Source organism: Aminobacter sp. GW821-FHT11F06 (assembly GCF_058808215.1).
The window spans coordinates 278091-291519 of record NZ_JBXARL010000002.1 but is presented as its reverse complement, the minus strand read 5'-3'; the positions used below and the strand labels follow the sequence as shown (position 1 = coordinate 291519).

Sequence of the window (13429 nt, the reverse complement as noted above, 5' to 3'; positions counted from 1 at the left end):
GCTCAGCGCTGGCACTGGCGGCAATAGAAGGTTGAACGCCCGCTTTGCACGATGCGCTCGATATGGCCGCCACAGCCCGGACGCGGGCAGGGTTCGCCCTCGCGGTCGTAAACGGAAAAGGAGTGCTGGAAATAGCCGAGCGAACCGTCGGTATGGACGTAGTCGCGCAGCGAGGACCCTCCGGCCGCGATCGCATCGGCAATCACCTCCCGCACGGAAGTCGCAAGCAGCGCTGCGCGTTCGCGCGCGGCCTTGCCGGTGCCGGCAATGGTGCCGGCGGCACGCAGTGGCGACAGTCCCGCGCGCCACAGGGCTTCCGCAACATAGATGTTGCCGAGGCCGGCGATCAGCCGCTGGTCGAGCAGGGCGGCCTTGAGCGGTGTCTTCTTGTCTTCGAAAAGGCCAGCGAGCAGCTCGCCATCCAGCGAGTTACCGGTTGGCTCGACGCCGAGGCCGGACAGCATTGGATGCTCCGCGCCACCGCGCTCGGCAAAAAGCATGAAGCCGAAACGCCTGGGATCGTTAAAGATGACGCGCGACGGCACGCCCTTGGGGCCGGCCACGTGGAAGACGACGTGATCGTGGGTTTCCGATTTCGAGCGCTCATGGTGGAAATTGCCCGGGGCTGTCACGTCCTCGTCGGTCTCGATGCGGAACGAGCCGGACATGCCGAGATGGCAGATCAGCAGCGGAGCGTCTTCGACGTCGGCGATCAGATATTTGGCGCGACGGCCGAGCGAGGTGATCCTGTGGCCCGTGAGGCGTTCGCCGAAGCTGTCGGGAAACGGGTAGCGGAGATTGGGGCGGCGGGTCTCAACGCGTTCGATCCGCGCGCCTTCAAGCACCGGCTGCAATCCGCGCCGGACGGTCTCTACTTCGGGCAATTCAGGCATGGGTTGCGATCGTTTCGTAAAAGGAGTTTCCGTGGCGCCCTCGGGCCAGCCCGAGATGCGCGGCCACCGTTTCGCCGATGTCGGCGAAGGTTGGCCGCAGGCCGACATCGCCGCCTGGTATACCAGGGGCCATGCCGATCACCGGGATGCGTTCGCGCGTATGGTCGGTGCCGCGCCATGTCGGATCATTGCCATGGTCGGCGGTGAGGATGAGCATGTCGCCGGGCCTCAATCGCGCAAAGGCTTCCGGCAGGCGCTTGTCGAATGCCTCAAGGGCTGCGGCATAGCCCGGCACGTCGCGGCGATGGCCGAATTCGGTGTCGAAGTCGACGAAATTGGCGAACACCAGGTCGCCGTCGCTGGCATCGTCCATGGCGCCGAGCGCCTTGTCGAACATCGCCATGTTGCCGACGCCCTTGCGGATTTCGCTGATGCCCCGGTGAGCGAAGATGTCGCCGATCTTGCCGATCGCAATGACCTTGCTGCCGCGCGCAGTCAGCCTATCAAGCAGCGTCGGTTCCGGTGGCGGCACGGCGTAGTCTTTGCGGTTGGGGGTGCGCTCGAAGGTTTCAGTACTCTCGCCTGTAAAGGGACGCGCGATGACCCGGCCGATCTTCAGCGGGTCGACGAGGCGGCGAACCAATTTGCAGAGCGCGTAGAGCCGCTCCAGCCCGAAATGGGTCTCGTGCGCTGCGATCTGGAGCACGGAATCCACTGAGGTGTAGCAAATTGGCTTGCCGGTCTGGATGTGCTCTTCGCCGAAGCGCTCGATGATCTCGATGCCCGAAGCGTGGCAGTCGCCCAATATGCCTGGGATGTTGCCCTCGCGGACGATCGCTTCGGTAAGTGCAGCCGGGAAGGCGGGAATAGTCTGCGGAAAATAACCCCAGCCGAACGTCACCGGCAGTGCTGCGATTTCCCAATGACCTGAAGGCGTATCCTTGCCGCTCGATATCTCCTGCGCTGCGCCATAAAACGCACCGGTCACTGGCTTTGCGGTGCCGCCGAAGTCGAAACCTGAGGCCAATTTTGCGGACTGGCCTAGGCCGAGCGACGCCATGTTCGGCAGTTGGAGCGGACCGCTGCGCAGGCCTTCGCGGTCACCCCGCCCGGCAGCGCAGGCAGCGGCGATGTGGCCGAAAGTGTTCGATCCGACATCGCCGAAGCGAGCTGCGTCAGCAGCGCCGCCGATGCCGAAGGAATCCAGGACGAACAGGAACGCACGCGCCATCTATGAAGGGCTCTCAATTGCCAGTTGCGGCACAGACATAGGATCAGTCGCCGGCATTGGCAATTATCCGGCGAAGCGCAGCTGACAACTGGCGATGCTGCGCCGAGGCGGAGCTCGAGCCTAGAGTTCACACCCTGTGCAGGGAATGGTCTGGCTCATGCGCGGACGCAGATAATAGGTTTCGCCCATCGAGATGCCGTCGAAAGCGGCGGCGAGCCCAAGCACGGGCTTGCTTTCGGCGGCCCAGGTGATCACCGGCTTGTAGTCGAGATCGCTGACGACGCGGATGAGGAATGTGTTCCTGACCCTGAGGGCGTCAGGCACGGTCGTTGCCATGCCCTTGACGAGATCAGGCTTGGCGACGCCGTTGACGAGTTTGCGCGACCATTCCACCAGTACCTGCGGTGTCGGCTCATCGGTGACCTGGATCGCCGTTATGAAGGTCTTGCCGACGCTGCGACTGTAAGGCTGCAGGACGGACTCGCCGATTTTCATCACCGCATCCACTTCGGTGCCGGTGATCGTCTGTTGCTGGGTGATCAGATCGGCCACCATGGAAGCGAGTCGGCTGACTTTCTTGTTGGTCTCGATCGCCTGGGAGACCTCCATGGTCACGAAGTAGAGCGAGAACAAAAGCGGCGCGATCAGAGCGAATTCCACGGCCGCGATGCCGCGGGTGTCGCCGACCAGGGGTCGCATGCTCGACCGCCACCATTCCAGCATGGACCGTGTCCCCGCGCAGATAGACATGCGTTGCCTTTTCTTGGGCCGCGGTTCGCCGCAGGCCGATGGATTGTTCAGTCGTTAAATGGTTCGTTCTGCCAGACGATAGCCGCAAACAGCAGCGTCTTGCCGTCCTTGAGGTTCGACATCGAAGCCCGCATGAAATCGGTAATGACAGGCCACCGGTAAAAGACACGCAGCATGTTCTTGGACATCGATGGTCCGGGCTTCACGTCGAACCCCGTGGTGTCGATATCTCTATCCTTGCCGTCGCCAGTCAGCTTGAGCTTCACATTGGCAACGTCAGTGAAGGTCGGATAGCTGCGCAGGTCGACAAGCAGCTGTTGCTTGCAGTCCTTCGAGACAAGGATTTCCAGCTTGTCGCAGATCATGCCCTTCAATGTTTCTTCGGTAAATCCTGTTGCCCTGACCTGTCCTGTGCGGAACTGACGGGCGACGTCGTCGGCGGCGTTTGACAGCACCTGCTGGCCGGCAAAGGCGATGCAGCTTTCCAAAATGGCAAAGACCAGCAGTGAGAACGGGATCGCCAGCATGACAAATTCGATTGCAGTGCTGCCGCTCTGGTCGCGCACGAACCGGGCGAGGAAACCCCGCCGATGCGCTTTCGTATCGTCTTGTGCTGCAGGCGCTGTTTCGCTCATGTCCGACCGCCTCTTTTTGGGTCCGGGCAGACTTGTAAGGCAAAGCTGTTGAAGTCCGGTTTGAATGATCGGCAAAATTGCACGCGCCGGCTTTACCGGGCGCTAACTCTGTCGCACCTGGCGTGCCTGCATTATTGGCTGGCGTTCAGCTCGCTCTCGGACATGCGCTCGGCGTCGCTCTTGTAGGAGCTCTCGCAAAAGGGCGTGCATGACAGCGTCTGGACCTCCGAGCGCCGATAGATCCGCACGGACGACGCGTCGTGCCGGATGACAGTCACTTGTTCGTCGACGATAGGGCTGCCCTCGGCATCGAGCACCACTAGGTTGGTGACGCCGAAACCCTTGCCGGTGAGTACGATGGTCGAGGCGTCCTGCACAGAAGCGTCGGCGATGGCAGAGTTGCCAACTACGATGGTGTCGGCCGGACGGGTGAGGCGCACGATCTTGGCCTGGTTCATCGTCACTTCTATGCCCGCGCCTGCGTAAGTGGGCGCGGCGGTAAACGACACCACGGCGGCCATGACTCCCAGGACATAAAGATTTGGCTTCGCCATGCTCGTCGGCCCCTCGGCGGCTGTCACTATACTGTTCAATGGAAGATGAACGACTTTGGTGAACCAACGGTTAAGCGATTGGCCACCGCAACCAGGGGGCGAGGCAACGCTGCGCCGGCATGTCCAAGCACTGGTGTCGAAACATAGAAGCACCGCCATTTCCAGGGCTTTTGTGTCAATGAAAATAGTAACTTCCGGTTTAGTCGGCTGTTAACCACATGGCTGCAATCAGGGCCGAAAGGTTTCGGTAAGGCTGTTTCTTAAGCCGTTCGAAACAGCTCCCCGATAGGTTGCAGTCATCCGATCAACGACAAAGAAATGTTGGCGGAAGTGCTGTAACACGGAGCAAGGAGCTGACAATGACCAACCTTATCTCACGTTTTGTGAAGGACGAATCCGGCGCGACCGCCATCGAATACGGTCTGATCGCCGCCCTCATCGCAGTTGCTATCATTGCCGGTGCCGGCCAGCTTGGCACCGCGCTCGACAAGAAGTTTGCCGATGTCGCGAAGATCGTTGCTGATCCCAAAGCTCCGGCTACCCCAGCCCCGGCTCAGTAACAGCTTGCTGACGCATTAATCGGGCAAGACTATTGAAAAGGCTGTCTTCGGGCAGCCTTTTCTCGTCTAGCGACAGCTATCAGGTGATTAAGTCTCTTCATCCCGGCTTAACGCCATCGAGCTAAGCTAGTTCGATATGATCAATGACGGATGTTTGGCGATGCTTGAAGCATTAATCTTTGTCGTTTTTCCCTTCTGCATGGTGTTTGCGGCTGTCTCCGACACCATGTCGATGACCATCGCCAATCGTGTGCCATTGCTGTTGCTGGGCGTGTTCCTCGTCGTCGCACCGCTTACCGGTATGGCTTGGGCCGACATCGGCATGCATCTAGCCGCCGGCGCCCTCTTGCTAACCATCACCTTTTCACTTTTTGCGCTTGGTGGCATGGGCGGCGGCGACGCCAAACTGATCGCGGCGACCGGCGTTTGGATGGGGTTTGGCATTCCGCTGGTGGAATATCTTCTCACATCGGCGGTTTTTGGCGGGCTGTTGACGCTGGCGATCCTGTCTTTCCGCAGCTCGGCACTTTCCCACATCACCGGCCAGAACATGTTCCTCAGGAATTTTTCCAAGGACGCCGGCGGCGTGCCCTATGGCATCGCACTCGGCATCGGCGGCCTGGTCACCTATCCCGGTTCTCCATTGATGGTGTGGGCAGTCGAGCGGCTTGCGGCGCAATAGGTGCGTAAGACAAAATTAATCACGATCGTAAGGACTGCATTAACCATAAGTTGACGATTGCTTATGCACAGTCCGGCCTGGCTTGATGGGGTTTGCCAGGTGGGGTTCGGACGATGGCTGCATCGCGACTGATGATACTTGGCGTGGCGGTTGCTGCCGCTGGCGGCGCCGGTTTCGTCGCAAAGAACATGGCAGCACCGCCTCCACAGGAGGTCATGGTTGAATCCGGGCCACAGCAGCCCCAGCTTGCGCTGACCGACGTTCTTGTCTTGACCGGCGACGTGCCCATGGGCGGCCTCGTGGAGGGCAACATCGCCTGGCAGCCCTGGCCGAGCGATGGCCTCAATCCCAATTTCATCACCCGCAGCACCGAGCCCGAGGCGCTTGAAAAGTTCAAGAGTTCCGTTGCTCGTCTTGGCATGTTCAGTGGTGAGCCGTTGCGCAAGTCGAAGCTGATCGGCGAAGGCCAGAGCTTCATGTCTGCTGTACTGCCCGCCGGGAAGCGGGCGGTCGCCACCGCCATCTCGGCCGACACCTCTGCCGGTGGCTTCATCCTGCCGAACGATTATGTCGATGTCATCATGACCCGCCGCTCCGATGCGGCGAAATCCGGCAGCGGCTTCACCACCGAAACCATCCTCAGCAACATCCGCGTTCTGGCCATCGACCAGACCATCCAGGAGGATGAGGAGGGCAAGAAGGTCAAGGTCGGCCAAACGGCGACGCTGGAACTCACGCAGCAGCAGTCCGAGATCATCACGGTGGCGCAGCAGATGGCGGACCGGCTGACGTTGGCACTGCGCTCTGTCGCCGATGCGCAGGAAAAGAACCTCGCCGAGGCCGACTACCTGGTCTCGGGTAGCGGCAAGCGCGGCACCGTCAGGCTTATAAAAACAGGCGAGATTTCCGAATCGGGAGCCAGGAAATGAGGTCCTGCGTCAGACTCTTCGCAACTGCCGCCACAGCACTCGGGGTGCTTGCCGCCGGTGCCATCTTGATCGACCAGTCGCCAGCTTCCGCCGCGGCCCAGGCCAAGGTCGGGTCGAACAGTTCCAACAGCCAGCGCGTCAAGCTCGGCCTCAACAAGTCGGTGGTCATTGATCTGCCCAGCGATGCCTATGACATTCTGGTCGCTAATCCGTCGGTCGCTGACGCGGTCACCCGCACGGCCCGTCGCATCTATTTGTTCGGCAAGGCGGTCGGCGAGACCAATATCTTCGTCTTCGGCCCCAATGGCGAGCAGATCGTCAGCCTCGACCTCGCCGTCGAGCGCGATGTCGCCGGCCTCGAGGACTACATCAAACGCTTCATTCCTGGCGCCGACATCAAGGTCGAGTTGCTGAACGACAACGTCGTGCTGACCGGCACCGTCGACACGCCGCTCGATTCCAAACGCGCTGTCGATCTGGCGACGATTTTCGTCACCGGCGGCGAGGCAACGACCGGGCAATATTCGCAGACAGCCTCCGGTGGTTCAGACAATGGGGGCGTCGCGATCAACAATCCAGATCGGACGCGCCAAACGAGCAAGATCGTCAATCTGCTTCAGATCATCGGCGAAGATCAGGTGATGCTTAAAGTCACTGTGGCGGAGGTCAGCCGCAATGTGATGAAGCAGCTTGGCGTCAACATGCTGGCGCAAGGCAGCTCAGACGGAATCAACTGGAGCATAGATAACGCCATTCCGGGTGGCATTGGTGCGCCTTTGGTCCGCGAGGCCGGCAATTTCTTTCTTTCGAAGAATGGCGTTGGCGCGTCGATCAGCGCAATGGAACAGGCTGGTGTGATGAAGACACTGGCCGAGCCGACTTTGACTGCCGTCTCCGGCGAGCAGGCGACCTTTCGTGTTGGCGGCGAATTCAACATCTTGCGGGAAGTCAGCCCGCCGAAACGTGACAAGGATGGCGTTACCGATCCCGGCGGTCTCAAATATGACCAGATAGAATACGGCATCAGCCTTGATTTCAAACCGGTCGTCCTTTCGCCCGGTCGCATCAGTTTGAAGGTTCGCACGGCGGTTTCCGAGCCGACGAATGAAGCGCCGGGCACAGCTAGTGGCAATCCGATGCTGCCGTCGCTGCGCAAGCGTCTCGCCGACACGACCGTCGAGCTTCCGTCCGGCGGGTCGATGATGATTGCCGGCCTTGTTCGCGATGACATCAAGCAGGTTATGAGCGGCCTGCCCGGGTTGGCGAAGGTGCCGGTGCTTGGCACGCTGTTTCGCAGCCGCAACTTCGTGCGCAACGAAACCGAGCTGGTCATCATCGTGACCCCATATCTCGCACGCCCGACCGCGCGCAACGAGCTCGCCAAGCCCGACGACAATTTCAATGCCGCCAGCGACGGCGCAGGCATATTCCTTGGCCGCGTCAATCGTGTCTACGGCACCATGAAAACAGACAAGCCCGCCGGCCGTTACCACGGCGTCGTCGGCTTCATCTACAAATGAGCGGGGATAGCGGCATGTCTCAGGCAATATTCACGCGCAGTCTCGACAGATCGGAAAAGTCGCGCATCCTCCGCCCGCTTTTGGCAGTTGCTGTGGTCGCGCTCCTTGCCGGTTGCGCAAATCGCGACAGTGTAACAGTCGGTTCGATCCCCGACGACTACCGCACCAACCACCCGATCGTCATTGCCGAGAAGAACCAGACGATCGACATTCCGGTCGGCGCCGGTGATCGCGGTATCACCCGGAGCCAGCAGGCCACCTTCGAAGGTTTCCTGCAAAACTACGATCTCCGTGCCGCTCCCGCGTTGACAATCATGGCACCGTCCGGCGGCGCCAATGATGCTGCCGCCTCCAAGGCGGCACGCGGGCTGATGAACGTTGCGATCAAGGCAGGCGTTCCGAAGAACCGCATCGCCATCACCAATTATCAATCGGACTATTCGGAGGCGTCCTCGCCTATACGCGTTGTCTATTCGGCGATGCGCGCCCAGACAGACCAATGCGGCCGCTGGCCTGAGGACCTGCTCAACACGGCCGACAACAAGCACTACGCCAATTACGGCTGTTCTTATCAGAACAATATCGCCGCCCAGATCGCCAATCCTGCCGACCTGCTTGGACCGCGCAAGCAGACCCCGATCGATGCCGAGAACCGCGACGTCGTGATCGGCCAATACCGCAAGCCGCCGGCCGCCTGGCGACCCGAGACGGTTTATTGATGGGATCTGGAGGCAGTTCGACATGAGCAATCTCGCCTACGACTCCCAGCCCGAGAGCGCCGAGCTTTCGCAGCAGGATCTTGCGGTGATGCAGGTGCTCCGGCCGGTGCCGCGCATTTCGATCCAGGCGTTCTGCGAGACCGACAGCGTCGCCGGCCCGATCGAACGCGCCGGCGAAGACCGGCGCATGGCCAAGGCCCATCTTCAAGTCCACATGGGTGGCATCGAAACCGCGCTTGAAGTCTACAGCGGCGCTCCAACGCCCAACCTGATTATCCTCGAATCGCGCGGCGAGCCCAAGAGCCTGCTCGAAATGCTGCACCGGCTGTCCGAGTATTGCGACCCGAGTTCCAAGGTCGTGGTGATTGGCCACTACAACGATGTGGCGCTTTATCGCGAACTCATCCGTTCAGGCATCTCCGAATATGTCGTGGCGCCAGTGTCCACAGCCGATGTCGTCAGCGTCATCTCCTCGATCTTCGTCGATCCAGAGGCTGAGCCCATCGGCCGTTCGATCGCCTTTGTCGGCGCAAAGGGCGGGGTGGGGTCCTCCACCATCGCCCACAACGTCGCCTGGAGCATGTCCACCCTGTTCAAGTCGGAGGTCATTGTCGCCGACCTCGATCTCGCTTTCGGTACAGCCAACATCAATTTCGACCAGGACCCTGCGCAGGGCATCGCCGAGGCGGTGTTCGCGCCCGAGCGTGTCGACGAGGTCTATCTCGACCGTCTGCTCGCGCAGTGCGCGGAACATCTGTCGCTGCTGGCCGCACCATCGACGCTTGAACGCGTCTATGATTTCGACGCCGAAGCCTTTGCCTCGATCATCGACACGGCCCAGCGCAGCACGCCGCTGATCGTGCTCGACGTTCCCCATATCTGGAGCGGCTGGAGCAAGAACACGCTGATCCGCGCCGACGAGGTGGTCATCACCGCGACGCCGGAACTGGCCAATCTGCGCAACGCCAAGAACCTTGTCGATATGCTGAAGCGCCTTCGGCCCAACGACCCGCCGCCCAGGTTGGTCCTCAATCAGGCCGGGGTGCCCAAGCGGCCCGAAATTTCCGTCAAGGATTTCTCCGAGCCGCTGGGGATCACGCCGATGGCGGTCATTCCGTTCGATCCGCTGCTGTTTGGCAATGCCGCCAACAACGGTCGCATGCTCGGCGAGATGGACGCGAAGAATGCGGTCGTCCAGACGATCAACGAGATCGCGCATATCCTGACCGGAAGGTCCGAAGCCAAGACCAAGAAGCCGTCCGGCCTCGGCGGAATTCTCAATCGGCTGAAGGCCCGCAATAAGTGATGCGCGCGCGGCGGAGGTGTTAGTCGATCATGTTTGGCAAGAGAGGCAACGGCGACGGCAACCGCTCGACACCGGGATTCCGCCCACTTGGGGTGACACCCGTAGCGCAATCCACTGATACGCTGGTTGCTCCGCGCCCTGCGGTGTCGTCACCGGCAGCACCGGTTGCGCCGCCACGGCGCACAGTTGAGCCGTCGCCGTCCTTCGCGCCCGAACCGCGCAAGCCGCAGCAGCGCGAGCGCAGCGAAAGTTACTACGACACCAAGAGCCAGGTGTTTTCCGCGCTGATCGACACCATCGACCTGTCGCAGCTTGCCAAGCTTGATCCCGACAGCGCGCGTGAGGAAATCCGCGACATCGTCAACGACATCATCGCGATCAAGAATTTCGCGATGTCGATCTCCGAGCAGGAGGAATTGCTCGAAGACATCTGCAACGACGTCTTGGGTTACGGCCCGCTCGAACCGCTGCTTGCCCGCGACGAGATCGCCGACATCATGGTCAATGGCGCCAAGCACGTCTACATTGAGGTCAACGGCAAGGTCGAACAGACGAATATCCGCTTCCGCGACAATCAGCAGCTGCTCAACATCTGCCAGCGTATCGTCAGCCAGGTCGGCCGCCGCGTCGACGAATCTTCGCCGATCTGCGATGCGCGCTTGCCTGATGGCTCCCGCGTCAACGTGATCGCACCGCCGCTGTCGATCGACGGTGCTGCCCTCACCATCCGAAAGTTCAAGAAAGACAAGCTGACGCTCGATCAGCTGGTCAAGTTTGGTGCGATCTCGCCGCAAGGGGCCGAGGTGCTGAAGATAATCGGCCGCGTCCGCTGCAACATCATCATCTCAGGTGGCACGGGCTCGGGTAAGACGACGCTGCTCAACTGCCTGACCAACTATATCGACCGCGACGAGCGTATCATCACCTGCGAGGATTCGGCCGAACTGCAACTGCAGCAGCCGCATGTCGTCCGCCTGGAAACGCGGCCCGCTAACCTGGAAGGCGAGGGCGAGGTCACCATGCGCGACCTCGTCAAGAACTGCCTGCGTATGCGCCCCGAGCGGATCATCGTCGGCGAAGTGCGCGGACCTGAGGTTTTCGATCTGCTGCAAGCGATGAACACCGGCCATGACGGCTCGATGGGCACCATCCACTCCAACAGTCCGCGCGAATGTCTCAACCGTGTCGAGGCGATGATCGCCATGGGCGGTTATTCGCTCCCGCAGAAGACTGTGCGTGAAATCGTCGTTGGTTCCGTCGACATCATCATCCAGGCCGCGCGTTTGCGCGACGGTTCGCGCCGCATCACCCACATCACCGAGGTGATTGGCATGGAAGGCGACGTCATCATCACCCAGGACCTGGTGCTCTATAACATCAAGGGCGAGGACCAGAACGGCCGGCTGATCGGCCAGCATGTTTCCACCGGCATTGGACGCCCGCATTTCTGGGACCGCGCCCGCTATTATGGCGAGGAAGCGCGGCTCGCAACCGCGCTGGAAGCCATGGAAAAGAGCGCCGACTGACATGCAAGAAACGAGGATCTGACGCGCCATGTTCGGCCTCGACCCCATGATGCTGATCTTCATCGCCCTTGCTGGTCTCAGCGCCGGCGCGGTCGCCTACGCCTTCTTGTTCAACCGCATCGAGAGCCAGACCAACAGCGATCGTCGGCTTGCGTCGGTCAGGCAGACCGATTCCGACAAATCCGTGGTGAAGGCATCCCGCGACCGGGTCGCCGAAGTCGCCAAGCGGCGCAAATCCGTCCAGGATACGCTCAACGAACTCGAAGAAAAGCAGAAGGCCAAGGATCGCAACATCAAGAAGCCGCCGCTGCGCGTCCAGATCCGCCAGGCCGGCATGCTGGTGACGGTGCAGCGCTTCTACGTCTATTCGGCCATATGCGGGTTGGTCGTCACGGCCGTTGTGTTCATAGCCGGCGCCCCGTTGATCCTGCTGCCCGGTGCGCTGCTTGCCGGCAGCATCGGCCTGCCCAGATGGTTCGTCTCTTTCCGCCGCGGCCGTCGCGTCAAGCAGTTCCTCGCGGAATTTCCCAATGCGCTCGACATCATCGTGCGCGCCGTGAAATCGGGTCTGCCGCTCAATGACGGCATCCGGCTCATCGCCTCTGAATCGCCCGAGCCGGTTCGCGGCGAATTCCGTCGTCTGGTCGAAGCCCAGCAGGTCGGCGTCTCCATTCCAGAAGCAGCCTTGCGCATGACCGAGACCATGCCGTGCCCCGAAGCCGGGTTCTTCGGCATTGTCATCCAGATCCAGAGCCAGGCCGGTGGTAATCTCTCGGAAGCTCTTGGCAATCTTTCCCGGGTGCTGCGCGACCGCAAGAAGATGAAGGCCAAGGTTCAGGCGCTGTCGATGGAGGCGAAGGCCTCGGCCTGGATCATCGGTTCTCTGCCGGTCATCGTTGCCTTGCTCGTCTATCTCTCGAGCCCGAACTACATCATGCCGCTGTTCACCACGAGCACCGGGCACCTTATCCTCGGTGTCTCAGGCATCTGGATGGCGATCGGCATCTTCGTGATGCGCAAGATGATAAATTTCGAGGTTTAGGACCGTGACAGACCAAGTCGTCAAATCGCTCACCGATCCGTCCTTTCTCATCGCGCTGCTCGTTGCCATCGCGGTCTTTGCCACTGTTTTCACCGTTTTGCCCTCACTGGCCCGCAACCCGCTCAAGGGGCGCATGAAGGCGGTGGCGCTGGAGCGCGACGAGTTGCGCGCCAAGCAGCGCATCCGCCTTGCCGCCGAGGCCGACCGCCGCCACAAGGGCTTGCGCGAACAGCAGTCGATCGGCATGCGCAACATCGTCGAACGGCTCGATCTGCGACGGGCTCTGGTCGACGAAGGCACGCTCAACAAGCTCAAAGTCGCCGGCTTTCGCGGCCAGAACCCACTGACCCGCTTTCTGTTTTTTCGCCTGGTGTTGCCTTTTGTCGGCCTGGCACTCGGCATGATTTACGTCTTCGTGCTTGGCGGGTTTGCGGAAAAACCCTTCTTCTTCAAGATTTTCGCCTGCATCGTATTGGCCTATGCAGGATTCTACGCACCGGTGCTCTACGTCAACAACCGCGCCACCAAGCGCAAGCAGTCGATCCAGGCGGCCTGGCCGGATGCGCTCGATCTGATGCTGATCTGCGTTGAGTCAGGCATGTCGGTCGAGGCCGCTTTGCGCAAGGTCGCCGACGAGATCGGGGCGCAGTCGGTAGATCTCGCCGAAGAATTCGTGCTCACCAATGCCGAGCTTTCCTACCTCACCGAGCGTCGCCAGGCCTATGAGAACCTGGCTTCCCGCACCGGTCTCGAATCGGTCAAGTCGGTCACGCAGGCGTTGATCCAGGCTGAACGCTACGGCACCCCTGTAGCCCATGCGTTGCGTGTTCTGGCTGCCGAAAGCCGCGACATGCGCATGAACGCAGCGGAGAAGAAGGCGGCCGCACTTCCTCCAAAGCTTACAGTGCCGATGATCCTGTTTTTCCTGCCGGTGCTGTTTGCCGTCATCCTCGGCCCTGCCGGCATGCAGATCAGCCAGCGCGGCATCTTCGGCGACAAGCAGCAGTCGAGCAGCGAATAGGAACTGATCCCCCGCATCAACAAATAAGCCGCGTCGTTCGACGCGGCTTTGGCCTTTATGC

The 13429-nt window shown here is 60.9% G+C and carries 14 protein-coding genes; 9 read left to right on the top strand and 5 right to left on the bottom strand.

Features of this window, described 5'->3' with window-relative positions:
• Window positions 1–2: 2 nt before the first annotated feature.
• The 5 genes from mutM to AC1RTB_RS05830 all read right to left on the bottom strand — a co-directional run bounded on the left by mutM (window position 3) and on the right by AC1RTB_RS05830 (window position 4030).
• Window positions 3–893, bottom strand: a complete 891-nt coding sequence (gene mutM / locus AC1RTB_RS05850; RefSeq protein WP_492875588.1) for a bifunctional DNA-formamidopyrimidine glycosylase/DNA-(apurinic or apyrimidinic site) lyase — start codon at window positions 891–893, stop codon at window positions 3–5.
• Complete coding sequence (locus AC1RTB_RS05845) at window positions 886–2124, bottom strand: phosphopentomutase (RefSeq protein WP_492875586.1); 1239 nt, start codon at window positions 2122–2124, stop codon at window positions 886–888. Before AC1RTB_RS05845 ends, mutM begins: the two co-directional genes overlap by 8 nt.
• A 120-nt stretch (window positions 2125–2244) precedes the next feature.
• Window positions 2245–2823 (bottom strand): TadE/TadG family type IV pilus assembly protein, encoded by a 579-nt coding sequence (locus tag AC1RTB_RS05840; protein WP_492875584.1) that lies wholly within the window; start codon window positions 2821–2823, stop codon window positions 2245–2247.
• A 98-nt stretch (window positions 2824–2921) separates the two neighbouring features.
• The gene (locus AC1RTB_RS05835; protein WP_492875582.1) at window positions 2922–3509 is read right to left on the bottom strand and encodes a TadE/TadG family type IV pilus assembly protein; all 588 of its coding nucleotides are present in this window, start codon (window positions 3507–3509) and stop codon (window positions 2922–2924) included.
• 131 nt (window positions 3510–3640) lie between these two features.
• Window positions 3641–4030, bottom strand: a complete 390-nt coding sequence (locus AC1RTB_RS05830; RefSeq protein WP_492876336.1) for a pilus assembly protein N-terminal domain-containing protein — start codon at window positions 4028–4030, stop codon at window positions 3641–3643.
• A 392-nt stretch (window positions 4031–4422) separates the two neighbouring features.
• Between AC1RTB_RS05830 and AC1RTB_RS05825 the strand changes: the two genes are divergently transcribed.
• From AC1RTB_RS05825 to AC1RTB_RS05785, 9 genes are all read left to right on the top strand, one after another.
• Window positions 4423–4623 carry a Flp family type IVb pilin gene (locus AC1RTB_RS05825; RefSeq protein ID WP_492875580.1) on the top strand — a complete coding sequence of 67 codons (201 nt, stop codon included), beginning with the start codon at window positions 4423–4425 and terminating at the stop codon, window positions 4621–4623.
• A gap of 160 nt (window positions 4624–4783) precedes the next feature.
• Entirely contained in the window at window positions 4784–5305 is a 522-nt protein-coding gene (locus AC1RTB_RS05820) for an A24 family peptidase (protein WP_492875578.1), read from the top strand.
• 113 nt (window positions 5306–5418) lie between these two features.
• Window positions 5419–6234 carry a Flp pilus assembly protein CpaB gene (cpaB, locus tag AC1RTB_RS05815; protein WP_492875576.1) on the top strand — a complete coding sequence of 272 codons (816 nt, stop codon included), beginning with the start codon at window positions 5419–5421 and terminating at the stop codon, window positions 6232–6234.
• On the top strand, window positions 6231–7754 hold the full coding sequence (locus tag AC1RTB_RS05810; protein WP_492875574.1) for a type II and III secretion system protein family protein: 1524 nt from the start codon (window positions 6231–6233) through the stop codon (window positions 7752–7754). The genes cpaB and AC1RTB_RS05810 overlap by 4 nt, the downstream gene beginning before the upstream one ends.
• Before the next feature lie 14 nt (window positions 7755–7768).
• Window positions 7769–8473 carry a CpaD family pilus assembly protein gene (locus tag AC1RTB_RS05805; protein WP_492875573.1) on the top strand — a complete coding sequence of 235 codons (705 nt, stop codon included), beginning with the start codon at window positions 7769–7771 and terminating at the stop codon, window positions 8471–8473.
• A gap of 22 nt (window positions 8474–8495) precedes the next feature.
• Window positions 8496–9779 (top strand): CpaE/TadZ family protein, encoded by a 1284-nt coding sequence (locus AC1RTB_RS05800; protein ID WP_492875571.1) that lies wholly within the window; start codon window positions 8496–8498, stop codon window positions 9777–9779.
• Between the two features lie 29 nt (window positions 9780–9808).
• Window positions 9809–11305 carry a TadA family conjugal transfer-associated ATPase gene (locus tag AC1RTB_RS05795; protein WP_492875569.1) on the top strand — a complete coding sequence of 499 codons (1497 nt, stop codon included), beginning with the start codon at window positions 9809–9811 and terminating at the stop codon, window positions 11303–11305.
• Window positions 11306–11333: 28 nt separating this feature from the next.
• On the top strand, window positions 11334–12347 hold the full coding sequence (locus AC1RTB_RS05790; protein ID WP_492875567.1) for a type II secretion system F family protein: 1014 nt from the start codon (window positions 11334–11336) through the stop codon (window positions 12345–12347).
• Between the two features lie 4 nt (window positions 12348–12351).
• Window positions 12352–13368: a type II secretion system F family protein gene (locus AC1RTB_RS05785; RefSeq protein ID WP_492875565.1), complete on the top strand. Its 1017-nt coding sequence runs from the start codon at window positions 12352–12354 to the stop codon at window positions 13366–13368.
• Window positions 13369–13429 lie beyond the last annotated feature (61 nt).

Bases quoted from the DNA above. Each gene is read 5' to 3' on its own strand.
- mutM (WP_492875588.1), bottom strand. From the start codon at position 893: ATGCCTGAATTGCCCGAAGTAGAGACCGTCCGGCGCGGATTGCAGCCG.
- AC1RTB_RS05845 (WP_492875586.1), bottom strand. From the start codon at position 2,124: ATGGCGCGTGCGTTCCTGTTCGTCCTGGATTCCTTCGGCATCGGCGGC.
- AC1RTB_RS05795 (WP_492875569.1), top strand. From the start codon at position 9,809: ATGTTTGGCAAGAGAGGCAACGGCGACGGCAACCGCTCGACACCGGGA.
- AC1RTB_RS05840 (WP_492875584.1), bottom strand. From the start codon at position 2,823: ATGCGACCCCTGGTCGGCGACACCCGCGGCATCGCGGCCGTGGAATTC.
- AC1RTB_RS05820 (WP_492875578.1), top strand. From the start codon at position 4,784: ATGCTTGAAGCATTAATCTTTGTCGTTTTTCCCTTCTGCATGGTGTTT.
- AC1RTB_RS05810 (WP_492875574.1), top strand. From the start codon at position 6,231: ATGAGGTCCTGCGTCAGACTCTTCGCAACTGCCGCCACAGCACTCGGG.
- AC1RTB_RS05790 (WP_492875567.1), top strand. From the start codon at position 11,334: ATGTTCGGCCTCGACCCCATGATGCTGATCTTCATCGCCCTTGCTGGT.
- AC1RTB_RS05830 (WP_492876336.1), bottom strand. From the start codon at position 4,030: ATGGCCGCCGTGGTGTCGTTTACCGCCGCGCCCACTTACGCAGGCGCG.
- AC1RTB_RS05825 (WP_492875580.1), top strand. From the start codon at position 4,423: ATGACCAACCTTATCTCACGTTTTGTGAAGGACGAATCCGGCGCGACC.
- AC1RTB_RS05835 (WP_492875582.1), bottom strand. From the start codon at position 3,509: ATGAGCGAAACAGCGCCTGCAGCACAAGACGATACGAAAGCGCATCGG.
- AC1RTB_RS05805 (WP_492875573.1), top strand. From the start codon at position 7,769: ATGTCTCAGGCAATATTCACGCGCAGTCTCGACAGATCGGAAAAGTCG.
- AC1RTB_RS05800 (WP_492875571.1), top strand. From the start codon at position 8,496: ATGAGCAATCTCGCCTACGACTCCCAGCCCGAGAGCGCCGAGCTTTCG.
- cpaB (WP_492875576.1), top strand. From the start codon at position 5,419: ATGGCTGCATCGCGACTGATGATACTTGGCGTGGCGGTTGCTGCCGCT.